The sequence below is a fragment of the Rhodococcus sp. KRD175 genome (assembly GCF_017168275.1).
Taxonomy (GTDB): Bacteria; Actinomycetota; Actinomycetes; order Mycobacteriales; family Mycobacteriaceae; genus Rhodococcoides; species Rhodococcoides fascians.
Window position 1 is genome coordinate 1 of the sequence record NZ_JABFAQ010000010.1, and the last position, 15,228, is coordinate 15,228.

14 protein-coding genes and 2 pseudogenes are annotated in these 15,228 nt (G+C 64.2%); 7 read left to right on the forward strand and 9 right to left on the reverse strand.

Annotated elements, in window-relative coordinates:
- Both J1M81_RS16110 and J1M81_RS16115 read left to right on the forward strand, forming a co-directional pair.
- Positions 1-623 (forward strand): annotated as a pseudogene (locus J1M81_RS16110) (hypothetical protein); the annotation flags it as partial.
- Positions 620-1,519: a nucleotidyl transferase AbiEii/AbiGii toxin family protein gene (locus J1M81_RS16115; protein WP_206498351.1), complete on the forward strand. Its 900-nt coding sequence runs from the start codon at positions 620-622 to the stop codon at positions 1,517-1,519. The pseudogene J1M81_RS16110 and the gene J1M81_RS16115, both read left to right, overlap by 4 nt.
- Positions 1,520-1,745: 226 nt before the next feature.
- Here J1M81_RS16115 and J1M81_RS16120 read toward each other — a convergent pair whose 3' ends face one another.
- The 6 genes from J1M81_RS16120 to J1M81_RS16145 form a co-directional block, all read right to left on the reverse strand.
- Positions 1,746-2,987, reverse strand: a complete 1,242-nt coding sequence (locus J1M81_RS16120; RefSeq protein ID WP_206498352.1) for an Nramp family divalent metal transporter — start codon at positions 2,985-2,987, stop codon at positions 1,746-1,748.
- 99 nt (positions 2,988-3,086) lie between these two features.
- Entirely contained in the window at positions 3,087-3,920 is an 834-nt protein-coding gene (locus J1M81_RS16125; RefSeq protein ID WP_135047279.1) for a cytochrome c biogenesis CcdA family protein, read from the reverse strand.
- Positions 3,917-4,549, reverse strand: a complete 633-nt coding sequence (locus J1M81_RS16130) for a TlpA disulfide reductase family protein (protein WP_121870980.1) — start codon at positions 4,547-4,549, stop codon at positions 3,917-3,919. The genes J1M81_RS16125 and J1M81_RS16130 overlap by 4 nt, the downstream gene beginning before the upstream one ends.
- Entirely contained in the window at positions 4,546-5,175 is a 630-nt protein-coding gene (locus J1M81_RS16135; protein WP_121870981.1) for a TlpA disulfide reductase family protein, read from the reverse strand. Before J1M81_RS16135 ends, J1M81_RS16130 begins: the two co-directional genes overlap by 4 nt.
- Before the next feature lie 55 nt (positions 5,176-5,230).
- Positions 5,231-5,878: a vitamin K epoxide reductase family protein gene (locus J1M81_RS16140; RefSeq protein ID WP_121870982.1), complete on the reverse strand. Its 648-nt coding sequence runs from the start codon at positions 5,876-5,878 to the stop codon at positions 5,231-5,233.
- Positions 5,853-6,512: a thioredoxin domain-containing protein gene (locus tag J1M81_RS16145; protein ID WP_032370897.1), complete on the reverse strand. Its 660-nt coding sequence runs from the start codon at positions 6,510-6,512 to the stop codon at positions 5,853-5,855. The genes J1M81_RS16140 and J1M81_RS16145 overlap by 26 nt, the downstream gene beginning before the upstream one ends.
- 136 nt (positions 6,513-6,648) lie before the next feature.
- Between J1M81_RS16145 and J1M81_RS16150 the strand changes: the two genes are divergently transcribed.
- The 3 genes and pseudogenes from J1M81_RS16150 to J1M81_RS16160 all read left to right on the forward strand — a co-directional run bounded on the left by J1M81_RS16150 (position 6,649) and on the right by J1M81_RS16160 (position 9,594).
- A complete protein-coding gene (locus J1M81_RS16150; protein WP_206498353.1) occupies positions 6,649-7,047 on the forward strand; it encodes a metalloregulator ArsR/SmtB family transcription factor in 399 nt (132 codons plus the stop codon).
- Positions 7,040-9,256: a cation-translocating P-type ATPase gene (locus tag J1M81_RS16155; protein ID WP_027494225.1), complete on the forward strand. Its 2,217-nt coding sequence runs from the start codon at positions 7,040-7,042 to the stop codon at positions 9,254-9,256. The genes J1M81_RS16150 and J1M81_RS16155 overlap by 8 nt, the downstream gene beginning before the upstream one ends.
- Positions 9,253-9,594: pseudogene (locus J1M81_RS16160) on the forward strand (DUF3703 domain-containing protein). The gene J1M81_RS16155 and the pseudogene J1M81_RS16160 overlap by 4 nt, the downstream one beginning before the upstream one ends.
- Positions 9,595-9,603: 9 nt before the next feature.
- Here J1M81_RS16160 and ccsB read toward each other — a convergent pair.
- From ccsB to lnt, 3 genes are read right to left on the reverse strand one after another with little or no spacing between them, the layout of a single operon-like run.
- Positions 9,604-10,566: a c-type cytochrome biogenesis protein CcsB gene (ccsB, locus tag J1M81_RS16165; protein ID WP_027494224.1), complete on the reverse strand. Its 963-nt coding sequence runs from the start codon at positions 10,564-10,566 to the stop codon at positions 9,604-9,606.
- A 4-nt stretch (positions 10,567-10,570) separates the two neighbouring features.
- The gene (locus tag J1M81_RS16170) at positions 10,571-12,196 is read right to left on the reverse strand and encodes a cytochrome c biogenesis protein ResB (RefSeq protein WP_051364853.1); all 1,626 of its coding nucleotides are present in this window, start codon (positions 12,194-12,196) and stop codon (positions 10,571-10,573) included.
- 27 nt (positions 12,197-12,223) lie between these two features.
- Complete coding sequence (lnt, locus tag J1M81_RS16175) at positions 12,224-13,705, reverse strand: apolipoprotein N-acyltransferase (RefSeq protein WP_241258179.1); 1,482 nt, start codon at positions 13,703-13,705, stop codon at positions 12,224-12,226.
- A 291-nt stretch (positions 13,706-13,996) separates the two neighbouring features.
- On the opposite strand from lnt, the gene lspA reads away from it, so the two are divergent.
- Positions 13,997-14,515, forward strand: a complete 519-nt coding sequence (gene lspA / locus J1M81_RS16180; protein ID WP_032407490.1) for a signal peptidase II — start codon at positions 13,997-13,999, stop codon at positions 14,513-14,515.
- A 205-nt stretch (positions 14,516-14,720) separates the two neighbouring features.
- Positions 14,721-15,134, forward strand: coding sequence for a Rieske (2Fe-2S) protein (locus J1M81_RS16185; protein ID WP_206498355.1), 414 nt, complete (start codon positions 14,721-14,723; stop codon positions 15,132-15,134).
- The last annotated feature ends 94 nt before the right edge of the window (positions 15,135-15,228 follow it).

Genomic DNA, 15,228 nt, shown 5'->3' on the forward strand with positions numbered 1-15,228 from the left:
GGCTGCCGGTTACAACGGTGCTGAGGACGATCGTCGATCTCGCCGCGGGGCATCTCGATGGTGGGCACCTGGCGGGCATCGTTCGCGACGCTGTTGTCACCAATCGTGTGGATTCGGAGAGTGCGAGTGAGGCGCTGCGGCCGTATGCCCATAGGTACGGGGTTCAGCTGGGCGATGGGGAAGGTCTTCTGAGTCGCTTCCTCGACGAGGCTGGGATTCCTCAGTCCACGCGTGCGCTAGGCCAGCGTCTGGCCGTACAAGGGGAACTCGGGCTGGTGAACACCGACTTCCTGAATTCTCCGGCGATGCAGAGTCTTCGAGATTCGATGGCAGTGGTCAGTTCTCCGGCGGTGCAAAATCTTCTGAATTCAATGGCACAGACCGTCCTTCCGGCGATGCAGAGTATTCGAGAATCGATGACACTGGTCGACTCTCCGGCGGTGCGAAGTCTTGGGGAATCGGTGACACTGGCCAATGCTCCGGCGATGCAGAGTATTCGAGAATCGATGGCACTGGCCGCTTCTCCGGCGATACAAAACCTTCGGGATGCGGCAGCTGCTGTGGATCCGCCTGTGGTCGCTGAGGCCCAGAAGACCGCCAACCGCCAGCGGCGCACGCAGTGACGAGAATTCGAGGAGCTAAAGCGTTCCAACGGTCGCTGACGGACCGACTGAAGACAGAGTCCAATCTTCGAGGGCGTCCATTCGAGTATTTGCGGCGGGAGTTCTATCTCCAGCGGTTCTTGGCGCGGATCTTCTCGCAACAGGAGGGGCGGTGGTTGCTCAAAGGTGGCGCATCACTGTTGGTGCGGCTCCCAGATGCGCGCTACAGCCAGGATATCGACCTTCTGCACACCACAGCGGGCCTTGAAGGGGCAGTCGAAGATCTTCGGGCGGCAGCAGATCTGAGCGAACTCGATCCACTTCGCTTCGCTATACGCGATGCACCTACTGCGATGACTGGTGGTGTCGACGGCGCGAAACTCAAGGTCGACGTCTATTACGACGCAGTGCAACTCTTCACTTTTCCGATAGACCTTGCGACTGAGCTTGTTGCAGTAGGTGACGTCGATTATCAGTCCCCGACACCGATCGTGGTCATGGAAGATCTGGCTGAGATGCCGGAGTTTGCGTTGTACCCGTTGCCGGCGCAGATCGCCGACAAGGTGTGTGCGATGTATGGGAAGTACGGGTCGAATGGTGGTCCGTCGTCGCGGTATCACGATCTGGTTGATCTGGTACTGATAATTTCTGCTTGGCATTTCGCAGCGGATGTGTTGGCGCGTGGCCTGTCTCAGGAGTCCGAACGTCGGGGATTGGACTTGCCGCCGGCCATGTCCGCGCCTTCCTCTGCGTGGACTGCCGGTTATGAGGCGCTTGCTCGAACGGTGTCGGGATTGCCTGATTCGGCGTTGACTCTCGACTCGGCGTTGGTGGCCGCAGGGCGGTGCCTTGATCCAATTTTGTCGAATCGGGTTGTTCGCGGGTTTTGGGACCCGGACACTGCCGAGTGGGGCTGAGTAGCTCGGATCGGGAAGCCAGAAAGACAAAGAAATGAACCACTCCTCGTCATGGCGTTTGAGGCAGGAGTGCTCGACTCTCGCTGCCGCAGTGGCACTGTGGCCCGTTGGTGTGGAAGAAAGGTACGCGGCCTCTCCCCCGCTGACTACTAAAGGGCGGCGAGGTGTCGGTAGAGGGTGACTCTGCCGATACCGAGGAATGATGCGATCCCGGTTTTGGGTGCAGTCAGACCACGGTCAGATAGATCAGTGCAATGTTCAGTGCGACGACGATTCCCGCGATGAGCCATGCCGCGTATGCCGTGATCCGGTGATTGACATCGCCGCCCATCAAGATGCGGTCCGAGGTGAACCGCACCAAGGGAATCAACGCGAATGGGATACCGAACGACAGCACGACCTGCGAGACGACCAGTGCCCGACTGGGGTCGACTCCTGCTGCCAGAATTGCCAGTGCGGGAACAAGTGTCACCAGTCGTCGCACCAGAATCGGAATGCGCTTACGTAGTAGCCCATCCATGATCATCGCCCCCGCGTACGCCCCGACCGATGTCGATGCAAGGCCCGAGGCCAGCAGGCCCACCGCGAACAGCAGTGCTACCACCGGCCCCAGAGTGTCACCTACTGCGGCGTGGGCTCCTTCGATGGAATTGACGCCCTCGCGGCCCCCGAGCGTCGATGCCGCCAGCAGCAGCATCGACATGTTCACTGCACCGGCCAGCAGCATCGCCAACCCGACATCGATCCGGGTGATCCGCAACAACCGCTGCCGGACAGGCCCTGCCTCGGGGTGTCCGTGCCGGTCACGTGCTAGACCGGAGTGCAGGTACACCGCGTGCGGCATGATCGTCGCACCGAGCATCGCGGCGGCGATCAACACGCTTTCCGCGCCGTCGAACCGCGGAATCAGACCGGCCGCGGCCTCGGTGAACGATGGCGGTTCCACGACGACGCTGGCAAGAAATCCGACCGCGATGACACCGAGTAGCCCGAGAATCACGAACTCGAAGGGCCGTTGGCCCCGCCGATCCTGGACCATCAACAAGATCATCGATACGGCCCCGGTGATGAGGCCGCCGATCAGGAGCGGCAGGTCGAAGAGCAAGTAGAGGGCGATCGCACCGCCGACGATTTCGGCGAGGTCGGTCGCCATGGCGACCACCTCTGCTTGCCCCCAATATGCCAGTCGCACAGTCCTGCTCGACTTCTCGCGAACGACTTCGGGCAGTGTCATTCCGGTGACGATGCCGAGTTTGGCGGAGAGGAACTGCACGAGACCGGCCATCACATTCGCGGCAACGATCACCCAGACCAGCAGGTATCCGAACTGCGCACCGGCACTGACATTGGAGGCGACATTGCCGGGGTCGACGTAGGCGATCGCTGCGACGAAAGCGGGTCCGAGCAGAACGAGGCCCGACCGCAACCTCGAGGGCGGCCGAGACGATCGGCGCTGCAGCACAGACATGACCACACCCTCCGGCACCAACAGTATGTCAGGACCCTGAAAATATAGTTCGGCTACCCGAACAATGCAACGCGGCGCGGTGGTTCGGCGACATCTCGATCAGATGGGCAGGACCACTGCACTGACGAATTCGTTGCGGATCCAGGCGATGAACAATCCCCACACTCCGGTCAGCAGCGCGATGCCGACGGCGATCATGATGACACCGCCCGCGACCTTGATCTTCTGCGAGTTCCTCCGAAGCCACCCCACCCCGCGCATCGCCGAACTCGAACCGAACGCGAGGACGACGAACGGTAGGCCGAGCCCCATGCAGTACGCGACGATGAGAGTGACCCCGCGAGCTGCGGTTGCACCTTCGGTTCCTGCTGCAACAGACAGAACGCCGGCGAGGGTGGGGCCCAGACACGGTGTCCAGCCGAGCGCGAACACACCGCCGAGCAGCGGCGCTCCAGCGAGGGACGAGATCTGCTGAGGTGCGAATCGGGTGTCGCGTTGCAGAACGGGTATCAATCCGATGAACGCCGCACCCATGATGATCGTGATGACGCCGCCGACTCGTTGGAGCACTTGCTCGTTGATGCGCAAGGTGCCGATGACTCCGAAGATCGAGGCTGTGGCGAGGACGAAGACGATCGTGAATCCGGCGACGAACAACGACGCTGCGCCGGCCACACGCCAGCGATTCGCCAGCTCCGTCGACGACGTGCCGGTGGTCGAGGTGCCGGGCGATCGGGTCTCGGCTGATTGGGCGTCGGCACCGGCGATTCCCGCCAGGTAGGACAGGTATCCCGGCACCAGCGGCACCACGCACGGGGAGGCGAACGAGACCAACCCGGCGAGCATGCATGCCGCGATCGCGAGCAGAAGGGGCCCGCTCGATGCCGCGTTCTGGAAGGCCGACCCGATGTCCTGGGCGAGAAGAGTCGTCATTCTGCGGCTACCCGTTCGACGACGGGAAGGAGATCGTCGGTGAGCAAGGCGCGCATGAAGACCGCGGCCACGCGGTGCTGACGGTCGAGTACCAGCGTCGAAGGGATCACGCTGGTCGGGTAGTTCCCGCCGAGAGCGATCAGGGTCCGCATCGAAGGGTCGTAGATCGAGGGGTAGGAGACGTCGTTGTCGACCACGAAGTCCTGCGCTTTGTCCTTCTGTGGATCTCTGACGTTGAGGCCGAGGAACTGCACGCCGCGCTCGCGGGTGGTCTCGTAGACCTCTTCGAGGTCGTCGGCTTCGCCGCGGCAGGGGCCACACCACTGACCCCAGAGATTGATCACCACCACCTTGCCGTCGTAGTCCGACAGAGCGGTCGTCTTGCCTTCCTCCATCAGATCGGGGCCGGCGAGTTCGCCTATGGTACCGCGTGTTTCGGGGGGATCGTAGACGATGTCGGTTCGACCGCCGGGGGCGACGAAGTCGAAGCTACCTCCCGTGGATGCAGCCTGTGCGCCGTCGGAGCATCCGGAGATCAGTAGTACGACGGCAAGAATCGATCCAATTGCCGCGGTGGGCGTGGAGCCTTGACGGCGCGCACCGACCCACGCAGGGAAAAAACGTGTCATGAGGTGAAATCCTTTACTGCAGTGCGGATCTGGTCTGTCGTCTCGAACACTGTCGGGTCGGTGACGCGCTCGATCGTTCCGTCCGGGTGGAGGAAAAAGCTCAGGGGAAGGACCGGCGGTGCCGAGAGCGCGTCCAGGACGCTGCCGCCGTCGATGTAGTTCGGATAGCGGACGCCCAGTTGCGTGAGCAGCGCGGCCGCGTCCTCGGGTCGGTCCTCGACGTCGATTCCGATGACTGGGATCGCGTCGGGTTCTGCGGCGTAGGCATCGAGTACGGGCATCTCGGTGCGGCACGGGCCGCACCAGGATGCCCACAGGTTGATCAGCGTCGCCTCGCTGCCGAGAACATCGGCGAGATCGACATAGCTGTCGCTGCCGATGCAGCGCGCTATCACTCCCGCCAGCGGACCGCCTTCGCGCGGTACCGGCGGCGGACACAGCGGTAGCGCTGTTGCTCGTGCCGCGTCATCCGGCGGGCGGGACAATGTGGGTTCGGGTCCGACCGGAGCGACATTGTTGGCGATGACGTCGGACGGGCCGCCCTCGACGCCACCGGAGCGGGGCCACAGTGCGACGATCGATGCAACGACAACGACGAGCATGACGATCGACCAGCCGCGCGTCATCGCCGTGACCTTCTTTCTCGAGAGGGCGGCAGAGGGGCGAACGGTACGTCGCGGATCATAGGAGCGTGGACCAGTACGACCAGAAACGCTGCGCGATCAGGGCGATGAGGACGAGAAACCACACGGTCAGCGGAATCGAGTGATTGCGAATCACCGAGTCAAGCCATACCCGAAACCATTGCCGAAGAGCGGATTTCGACCTGGCGCGGTCGAGGTTGCGCAGCGTGACGTACCAGAAGATCGGTACGGTGACCGCCCACACCGCCATGCAGTAGGGGCACAGGGCGCCGATCTCGTACAGGCTCTGCACGATCAGCCAGTGCACGAAGACTGCGGCAGCAGTGACACCGACCTGCACTGCGCCCCAGAACCACTGCGCGAACATCGCACCGGCGAGAAGGGCGGCACCCACTGCTGCCACGACGGCGAAGCCTGCGATCCCGAGGAGGGAATTGGGAAATCCGAACGCAGACGCCTGCGGGGTGTCCATCACCGATCCGCAGTTGAGCACCGGGTTGATGCTGCAGGTCGGGGCGTAGGCGGGGTCGAGCGCAAGAGCGAACTTTTCTACCGTGAGCACGAACGCGGCGGTCAGGCCGATCAGGCCGCCCACCAGCAGCAGCCAGGGCAGGCTCCGGCCGAACGATCCACCTTGTCGGGTCTCGTTCGCTGGGAGGTCAGCCGAGTGCAGCGTCGAGGGCATCGGCGAGGTCTCCGTACGTGGTCGGTTCGATCTTGGTGCCGTTGAGGAAGAACGTCGGGGTGCCCTGCACGCCGAGCGCGATCCCGTCCGCGACGTCGGCCTCGATGCGCGCGAGCGTCGCAGGGTCGGTGTAAGCGGCATCGAAGGCGCTCATGTCGAGCCCTTGCTCGACGGCGAAGCTGCGGAACAACTCGTCCTGCGGAACCTGCTGTTCGCCCCACTGCGCCTGCGTTTCGTACATGCGCTGATACATCGCCTCGAATCCGCCCTGCTGGGCCGCGGCCTCGACTGCGCGTGCGGCTCGTTCGGCATTGAAGTGGGAGGCGATCGGAAAGTAGCGGGCCACGAAGCTCACCCGGTCGCCGTACTCTTCACGCAATTGCTCGATCGCCGGGTAGGCCGATCGGCAGGCCTCGCACTCGAAGTCGAGGAACTCCACGAACGTGACCCGGCCGTCGGGCACCGAGTTCAACCGATGACTGTTCTCGCGCACCGCAATCGAGGCAGGGTCGGTCGCGGCCTGCTCGGCGGCGGCAGCATCCGGAGACCCCGATCGATCCACCACCAGAAATACAGCCAACGCGGCGGCGAACACGATCACCAGGGACAAGGAAATCTTCAACGCTCGGCTCATACAACTACCTTCTCGATTCGTTCGGATTGATCAATGGGCCCGATATGGGCGTTTCGACTCGTTATGAAACTAACAATCGTACGAACGTTGACTAAAGGACCTTCCCTAACGATCGCATGATTGTTAGATTGTGCCCATGGCCTTGGAACCTCTGGACTCGTGCGATTTGTTGTGTATGGACCTCCCTCACGCCGAGAGGGTTCGCGCTACTCTGCCCGCGCTCGGCGATATCGAACCGGTCGCCGACGCTGCCCGAGCATTCGGCGACCCCACCCGACTGACCATCGCGCTCGCGTTGAACGCCGGCGGGCAGATGTGCGGCTGCGACATCGCGTGGATCGTGGGACAGAGCCAGAAGCTGGTCTCCCACCATCTCCGCAAACTCAAAGCCGCGGACGCCGTCACATCGAACAGAGACGGAAAGTTGGTCATGTATTCGCTCACCGACCGCGGCACCCGACTGCTCACGACACTGACCGAGGCACTGCCCACCGCCTCGGCCACCGCTGATCTCACCGGGGTCGATCATGGCTGACGCGTGCTGCGGACCTACCCCGGCAGCGCCGACCACCGAATCCACTGCTGACGGTGCGGACACGGGAGGTCCAGCTCCAACCGATGCACTCCCGAGGTTGTGGCAGGTCCGCGAGCTGCAACTCGCCTCGGCCGCCACGATCATCCTGGTCGCATCGTGGTTGCTCGGTCGAACGGGTGCCGATGCGGTTGCGACCGTCGGCGCTCTGATCGCTGCCGCGATCGCCGCCGTCACCTTCGTTCCCGCGACGGTGAGAAATCTGCGACACGGACGCATCGGTGTCGGCACGCTGATGACGATCGCGCTCCTCGGTGCCATCGCATTGGGCCAGATCCCCGAGGCCGCGATGCTCGGTATCTTGTTCTCCGTCGCCGAGGGACTCGAGGAATACGCGGTCACCAAGACCCGCCGCGGACTGCGCGCACTCCTGTCGTTGGTGCCGCCGACGGTATCTGTCCTGCGCGGTGGAACCGAGCAGGCCCTGTCCCCCGACGATGTCGTGATCGGGGACATCATGGTGCTGCGGCCGGGTGAGCGAGCTGCCACGGACGGCACCATCGCTCGCGGTTCGACGAATCTGGACGTGTCTGCGATCACCGGCGAGTCCGTGCCCATCGAAGCCGGTGTCGGTGACGAGGTGCATGCCGGTGCCATCAACGGCGGCGGGGCCATCGAGGTCACCGTCACCGCGCCGGCATCGGAGAGTTCGCTTGCTCGCATCGTCCGCATCGTCGAACAGGCCCAGGACCGAAAAGGGGCCGGCCAACGGCTCGCGGACCGTATCGCACGTCCGCTCGTGCCCTCGATCATGATTCTCGCCGTACTCGTCGCCGGCGTCGGTGCGGTGCTCGGTGACCCCATGTTGTGGCTCGAACGCGCACTGGTGGTCCTGGTCGCGGCATCACCGTGCGCGTTGGCCATCTCGGTGCCGCTGTCGGTGGTGGCGGCGATCGGGGCTGCGAGCCGCAACGGGGCATTGATCAAAGGCGGTGCAGCAGTGGAAGAGCTGGGCCGCATTCGCGTCGTCGCCTTGGACAAGACCGGCACCCTCACCGCAGGACGACCGGAGGTCGTCGACGTCGTCACCGCTGCGGGAATCAGCCGCGACGCCGCGCTGGCCGTTGCTGCTGCGCTCGAAGCGCGCAGCGAGCATCCACTCGCCCGCGCCGTACTGGCCTCCGTATCGACCGTCGCGGCAGCCGATGATGTCACTGCCATCGCCGGGCACGGCCTGACCGGCACCCTCGACGGAGCCGCGATCAGGCTCGGGAAACCGAGCTGGTTCGACACACACCCCAGCTCCGAGGAGTTCCGCGCCGACGTCGCTCGTCTCCAGAGCAGCGGTGCCACAGTCGTTCTCGTCGAACGCGCCGGAGTTCTGATCGCTGCGATCGCCGTCCGCGACGAACTGCGGCCCGAGGCCACCGAGGCTGTCCGCCAACTCACCGCGCTCGGTATCGACACTGCGATGCTCACCGGCGACAACGCGCTCACTGCGCAGGCTCTGGCGACCCAGGCGGGCATCACCGCCGTCCACGCCGAACTACTGCCCGAGGACAAAGCGGCCCTGCTGACCGACATCGCGGCCGGACGCAAGATTGCCATGGTCGGCGACGGCATCAACGACGCTCCCGCCTTGGCGACCGCAGATGTCGGTATCGCCATGGGCGCGATGGGAACCGACGTTGCCATCGAGACCGCCGATGTTGCCCTCATGGGGGAAGACCTCCGGCATCTACCGCAGGTGCTGGCCCACGCTCGACGCGCCCGGCGCATCATGATCGAGAACATCGCCTTGTCGATTGCCATCATCGGCGTGCTCGTCCCACTGGCTGCTACCGGTGTCCTGGGCTTGGCCACCGTGGTGCTCGTCCACGAACTCGCCGAAGTCCTGGTCATTGCCAATGCGATTCGCGCCGCCCGCACCACGCCCTTGGACGGTTTCGTGCCCCCGCCCGCGGCGTCCGGTGCCCTCAACGTCACGATCGCACCCGCAGCGGCTTTCGAGGATGCCTGCTGCGCTCCGGCTCCGACGCCGAGGAACACCGCACCTCTCGCATCTGGGAACCTACTGGCCTCCACCACCGCAACGTCACCATCGGCGATCGGAGCAGACGATGGCAGCTCCGGGTGCTCGGATGGATGTACCTGCTGCACATCGACCCCCGCTACGGCGAACTCTTCCGCGGAAAGAGGTAGAGACCGGTGAGCGGTGATCGAACTGCACGCAGGCTCTACGGGATAGAAATGACCGCAGCAGCAGGTGCATCGACAACAGAGGTGCGCTGGTACCACCTCGAACGAGCACACATCCTCTCGCAGCCCTGTTGACGGTTGCATGCTCGCAACCACGACTTGATGTCGAAAGCTGCTGCGACAGAACATGATCGGCGCGAATCCTGGGGCCAGTTGCTTCGGATCGTGGTCGCTGCTCCAGGATCGTGGTCAGGGCGATACCCGGCCGGTAACACCGGCCGGGTCGAGGCGGGACTGATGTCGCCGATGCCCATTCCGCAGGACCTTGCGGACGCGCTGGGGGGCACGTAGCGGGAGTCATCAGTTCAGGCCTGCGTAGGAGTGCAGCCCGGAGACGACCATGTTGATGATGAACAGGTTGAACAGCATCGCCACGAATCCGGCGATGTTGATCCATGCTGCGCGGGTGTTGCGCCATCCGCTGGTGGCGCGGGCGTGCAGGTAGGAGGCGTAGACGATCCAGGTGATGAAGGAGACCGTTTCTTTCGGGTCCCAGCCCCAGAATCGGCCCCATGCGGCTTCGGCCCAAATGGCACCGAGGATGACGCCGACGCCGAAGAGCGGAAATGCGAAGATCGTGGTCTTGTACGCCACGATGTCCAGAGTCTGAGCGGAGGGCAGACGGGCGACGATCCGGCTGGCTCGACTACCCGAGGCCTCGGGATGCTTCATCCGGATCAGGAACAGCGCGCTCGCAACCCCGGAGATCAAGAACACCCCGCTGCCGAGCGAGACGATCGAGACGTGCACCGGCAGCCAGTACGACTGCAGTGCCGGTACCACCGGTGCTGCGTCGGCGTACAGCACGGTGCCGGCGACGAACAGGAGGATCAACGTCGGCACCAGAACGAACAACCACAGGGTGCGCAGCTGCGTCGAGCGCAGCACCACCAGTGCAGCCAGTACACCGGCCGCGCAGGTGACCGAGACGAATTCGTACATGTTGCCCCACGGCGGGCGGCTGGCGGCGATCCCGCGAAGAACGATCGAGCCCACGTGCAGACTCAGTGCCACCATCACCAGCCCGAGTCCGGTACGGCCCAGACGTTCGGACGGAACCCGACGGGGTGCGTCGGGAATGCGACCTGGTGTCGTCGATGTCGCTGCGATCACCCGCGTGCGCAGTCGCTCCATATTGTGCAGCGCCGCGCTACGGGTCGTCGCGAGCTGACCGAGGAATGCGATTGCGGCGAGGAGATAGACCACGAAGGCGGTCTCGAAGCTGATGTCGCTCCAACGGGCGAGGGTGTCGTCGATCGGCATGGTGCTACACCGTTTCTCTGTCGTGGGTCTCGGAGTCGCTCGGGGCTATCTGCGGCCAGATCTGTGACCGGAGGGTCTGGAATTCGGGTCCCCAGCCGGCGTGATCGGTGCGAGCCAGGCCGCCCATGTCCACTCGCGAGAGGCCGTGTTCGCCAAGGTGGGCCCGGAACCAGACGCGGCGGCGTGTGATCACCAGGGAGATCAGTAGTCCGGTCATCATCGTGATGGCGAACACCAGGACCCACCGCTGCGCGGGGTCGTATCCGACCTGGAGATTCGCGAATTCCTTGGCACCGTCGAACCGGACGAGAGTGCCGTCGGAGAGGGTTGTCGATTCTCCGGGCCGCAGGTTGACCCGGTCCTGCTTGACCAGCCGACCCTGGTTGATCATCTCCTGGTCCAGGGAGAAGATCGACTGCGGGATGCCGGTGTCGAGACCGGTGTCGCCCTTGTAGATGTCCACTGCCACAGCGGGATCGACCAATTCCGGGAAGCGGGAGGAGAGCAGATTTCCGTTGAATTGCGCGGTGGGCGCGAAGAGTCCTTCGATGGCGATCTGGCCTCGGCGGCGTTCGTCGGCGGTGGGGTAGGTCCCCCCGGGTGGGTCGAATCGCAGCGCGCCGCTGCTGAGGAACGTGGTGGCGTCGTCGGGGCGGAACTGCAGGGCTTCGGTGCGGGTCTGGCCGTCGGGGAAGGTGACGGTGAACTCGGGGGCATAGCCGTGTCCGGTGAGGTAGATGCGTTCGTCGCCGAGCCGGAGGGGTTCGTTGACTTTGAGCTGATAATCGCGCCAGGTGTCGGCGGCGATGTCGTCGGCGCTCTGGTAGGAGATGTTCGAGGTGAACATCTCGGCCTGACCGTTCTCGAGATAATCGGCGGTGAAGTCCTTGACCCGGATACAGAACGGCTCGAGTCCGGTGCCGTCGGTGCTGTTGCCGGCGCGGAAGGAGTCGTAGACGGCGGGAGAAGTGTTGCAGAAACCGGGTCCGTTGTCGGCGATGACGATGACCGAGCCTTCGTAGCCGAACAGTTTGCCGATGGCGATAGCGGCGAGCAGACCGATCAGCGAGAAGTGGAAGAGCAAGTTCCCGGCCTCGCGGGTATAGCCCTTCTCGGCCGAGAGAGTCAGTGCCCCATCGGGCTCGGGTCGAACGACGGTACGCCACCCTTTCAAGTGCGGCGCGATGTCGGCAAGCACCTTCTCGGGGTCACCGGCGAGGGTGCCCGAATGATGCAACGGTAGTCGAGTGAGATTTCGGGGTACTCGAACAGGTTGTGCGCGAAGAGCTTTGCCGTGCTCGATCAACCGGGGAGTCAGACAGCCGATCAGAGACACGAACAGCAGGACGTAGATCGCGGTGAACCAGGAACTTGCGAACACGTCGAACAATTCCAGTGTGTCCATCACCGGCCCGAGAGCCGGGCGCGCGGCGATGTAGGCATCGACGGCCTGGGTATTGAGATTGCGCTGCGGCAGCAATGCGCCGGGGATTGCTGCGGCGGCGAGGAAAAACAGCAGCACCAGCGCTGTACGCATCGACGTCAGTTGTCGCCACCGGTTGCGCAGCATCGCCACCGTTCTGCGCACCAGTCCCGGCGAGTGCACACCGGGGTGTTCCTCGATCGTCATCTCCGCACGCCCGTCACCGACCACCATCTAAATACTACGCGACATAGTAGTTGATGGGTTCGGTGTGGTGGAGCGTGGTCGGCGCAGCAGCGAGAACGCCAGTGCCGCAACAGCGCCGGTGGCGGCAATCCATTCCGGAACGCTGCCGGTGATCGTCGCCGGGGTGAGCGTGGTGCTCAGTGACACCTCGGTGACGACAGCTGCGGGGGTGAACAGCTCCGTGCGCTCGACGACCTCCCCGCGTGCATCGATGACGGCGCTGACGCCGCTGGTGGCCGAAACGACGACGCTGCGCCCGTGTTCGACCGCTCGCACCCGCGACATGGCGAGTTGTTGATAGGTCATGTTCGTGCGACCGAAGGTGGCGTTGTTGGTCGGCACTGCGATCAGCTGGGCACCGGCGCGAACGGAGTCGGTGAGCAATGCATCGAAGGCGACCTCGTAGCAGGTGGCCACCGCGACGGGCACTCCGGCGAGGTCGACGACACCGTCACCCTGGCCCGGGGTGAAGCGTCCTGCTTGGGCGGCGTAGGGAGAGAGTGCGGTGACGATCGTGCGCATCGGCAGGTATTCGCCGAACGGCACCAGTCGACGTTTGTCGTGCATCTGTCCGGGCCCGCTGGCGGGATCCCACACGATCGAGGTGTTGCTCGTGGTGCCATCGTCTCGGCGCAGTACTGTGCCGACGAGTACGGGGACTCCGACGGCGCGGGCTGCGGCGTCGATTCGTGCGGCGGCATCGGGGTTGCGCAGGGGATCGATGTCGGAGGAGTTCTCCGGCCAGATGACCAGATCGGGTGCGCGCACGCGGCCGGAGTCGATGTCGTCGGCGAGCTCGATGGTGCGCTGAACGTGATTGTCGAGCACTGCTCGTCGTTGGGCGTTGAAGTCGAGACCGAGCCGCGGGACGTTGCCTTGCACCAAGGCGACGGTGACCGTGTCCTGCGGCGGCGGAGCGAACAGTGGAGCTACCACCGTGAGCGCCCCTACAGCAGTGGCCGCACCGATGCACGACGCTGCTGCAGTTCTGCGGGTGATGCGATCGGAAGCGATGGCACCGGCCAGAGCGGACCCGATCAGCACCACGACGAACGACAACCCCGGCGCGCCGATCAACGCAGCCAGAGGCAGCAGCGGACCGTCGGATTGACCGAATGCGATGCGGCCCCAGGGGAATCCGCCGAACGGGACACGTGAGCGCGCAGCTTCGATCGCCACCCAGGCGCTCGCCACCCAGACCGGCGCCCACGGCAGTCGGGACATCCGATCCGCTACCGCGCCGAACATCGCCACGAAGAGGGCTTGAACGACGGCCAGCGCCAGCCACGGCACCGATCCGACGTACTCCCCCACCCACGGCAGCAGAGGCACGAAGAACGCCGAGCCGGCGACGAAGCCGTAGCCGGCCCCCGCACGCGTCCCTCGCCCGCGCACAGCCAACAGCAGCATTGCAAGTGCTACCGGGGCGAGAAACCACAGATCGATGGGCGGGAATGTGGCGTACAACATCAGCCCGGATGAGGCAGCCGCGAGGAGCCGGATCCAGGCACGGACTCCGTTGCTGCCGGTCACCCACCGCGCCCGGTTCGAGTCGTCGCCGGGTCGTCGAGGTCCGGGTTCTGTGTCAGGAGCCGCTCTCATGACGACATGAGCGTGCAGCCGGTACCGGAGAAATCTCTGCCGTTCATCAACTACTATGGTGCATAGTATTTTATGTGATGGCAACTCTGCGGCGGTGACCGATCCCCTTCCGTCGACACCCAGCACCTGTCCGAGGTACACACCCGAGAACGAGGATCCGTGAACCGCTCCCCCACCACGTCTCCCACGCGGCTGCGTGCTTACGCAGTGACTCTCGTGCTGACATTGGTCGCTACCGCGCTGACCGTCGACTACTGGGCGCAACAAGCATTGCCCGGCTCTCCGATCCCTCTACCGATCCTCGAATTGCGACTCGCCTTCAACCGCGGAATGGCCTTCAGTCTGGGCAATTCGCTGCCTCTATGGGTGATCGTGTCGGTCACGGCGACGATCACCGCCGGGGTCGCGGCCTACGGATGGCACAGCGCTCGGCACGGGGAGCAGTGGACCACGGTGGCGCTGGCGTTGATCCTCGCCGGCGCGCTGTCCAACGTTCTGGACCGGCTTGTCGACGGTGCGGTCACGGACTACTTTCACACCGGTTGGTGGCCGACATTCAACCTCGCCGACATCTACATCACCTGCGGGGTGGTGCTGATGATCGGGTCGGCACTGTTCACGCGAGAGGCCACAAAGATTACCCCTCGGTCCGCAGTGCCCGACAGCGCCGAATCGTGAACGTGCATGAGATACCTCGGCGGTCGAATCGAATGCCCTGCAGTGCACATACATTCGCGACAGGACAATCATGCTGATCCGCTCGAACAGTGAGAGTGATGGACACCGGAACGGCTCGAAACATAGTCGACCACAACCACCGACAAGCGATCGTCGCCTCTCGCTCACCGAGGCACACCGAGGCACACCGAGGGGAACCTGCTGCATGAGCGACAACATCCCAGCGCTACCGCGCCGTATTTTTCTCGCTACGAGCTGCGCTACAGCGTGCCTGGCTGCCGCCGGATGCAGCGTCGGCGAAGCCCCGTCCGGTGAGGACACCGCTTCCGACGGTCCCGTCACCTTGTCGGTGAACGATGTTCCTGTCGGCGGTGGAATCGTGCTCGCCGACCGGCAGGTCGTCGTCACCCAACCGGAACCCGGTATCTTCCGGGCCTTCTCGGCTATCTGTTCTCACCAAGGGTGCACAGTGAACCGAGTTCGCAACGGCACGATCGAGTGCCCCTGCCACAACAGTGCGTTCTCGATCACCGACGGGGCGGTCATGCGCAGCCCCGCTACCGAGCCACTGCCGAACCGTGCCGTGACCAGAACCGTAGATACCCTCACAGTCGACTGATCCATCACCGGGCGCGAACATGCGAGGTGGACGGGTTCGGGGTGAACGGTCTCGACCGGGCCGATGTGCGGCAATCGAGGACCCACTCTGTGCC

Coding starts and splice junctions, on each gene's coding strand:
- J1M81_RS16120 (WP_206498352.1), bottom strand. CDS start 2,987: ATGTCTGTGCTGCAGCGCCGATCGTCTCGGCCGCCCTCGAGGTTGCGG.
- J1M81_RS16125 (WP_135047279.1), bottom strand. CDS start 3,920: ATGACGACTCTTCTCGCCCAGGACATCGGGTCGGCCTTCCAGAACGCG.
- J1M81_RS16130 (WP_121870980.1), bottom strand. CDS start 4,549: ATGACACGTTTTTTCCCTGCGTGGGTCGGTGCGCGCCGTCAAGGCTCC.
- J1M81_RS16135 (WP_121870981.1), bottom strand. CDS start 5,175: ATGACGCGCGGCTGGTCGATCGTCATGCTCGTCGTTGTCGTTGCATCG.
- J1M81_RS16140 (WP_121870982.1), bottom strand. CDS start 5,878: ATGCCCTCGACGCTGCACTCGGCTGACCTCCCAGCGAACGAGACCCGA.
- J1M81_RS16145 (WP_032370897.1), bottom strand. CDS start 6,512: ATGAGCCGAGCGTTGAAGATTTCCTTGTCCCTGGTGATCGTGTTCGCC.
- J1M81_RS16150 (WP_206498353.1), top strand. CDS start 6,649: ATGGCCTTGGAACCTCTGGACTCGTGCGATTTGTTGTGTATGGACCTC.
- J1M81_RS16155 (WP_027494225.1), top strand. CDS start 7,040: ATGGCTGACGCGTGCTGCGGACCTACCCCGGCAGCGCCGACCACCGAA.
- ccsB (WP_027494224.1), bottom strand. CDS start 10,566: ATGCCGATCGACGACACCCTCGCCCGTTGGAGCGACATCAGCTTCGAG.
- J1M81_RS16170 (WP_051364853.1), bottom strand. CDS start 12,196: ATGACGATCGAGGAACACCCCGGTGTGCACTCGCCGGGACTGGTGCGC.
- lnt (WP_241258179.1), bottom strand. CDS start 13,705: ATGTTGTACGCCACATTCCCGCCCATCGATCTGTGGTTTCTCGCCCCG.
- J1M81_RS16185 (WP_206498355.1), top strand. CDS start 14,721: ATGAGCGACAACATCCCAGCGCTACCGCGCCGTATTTTTCTCGCTACG.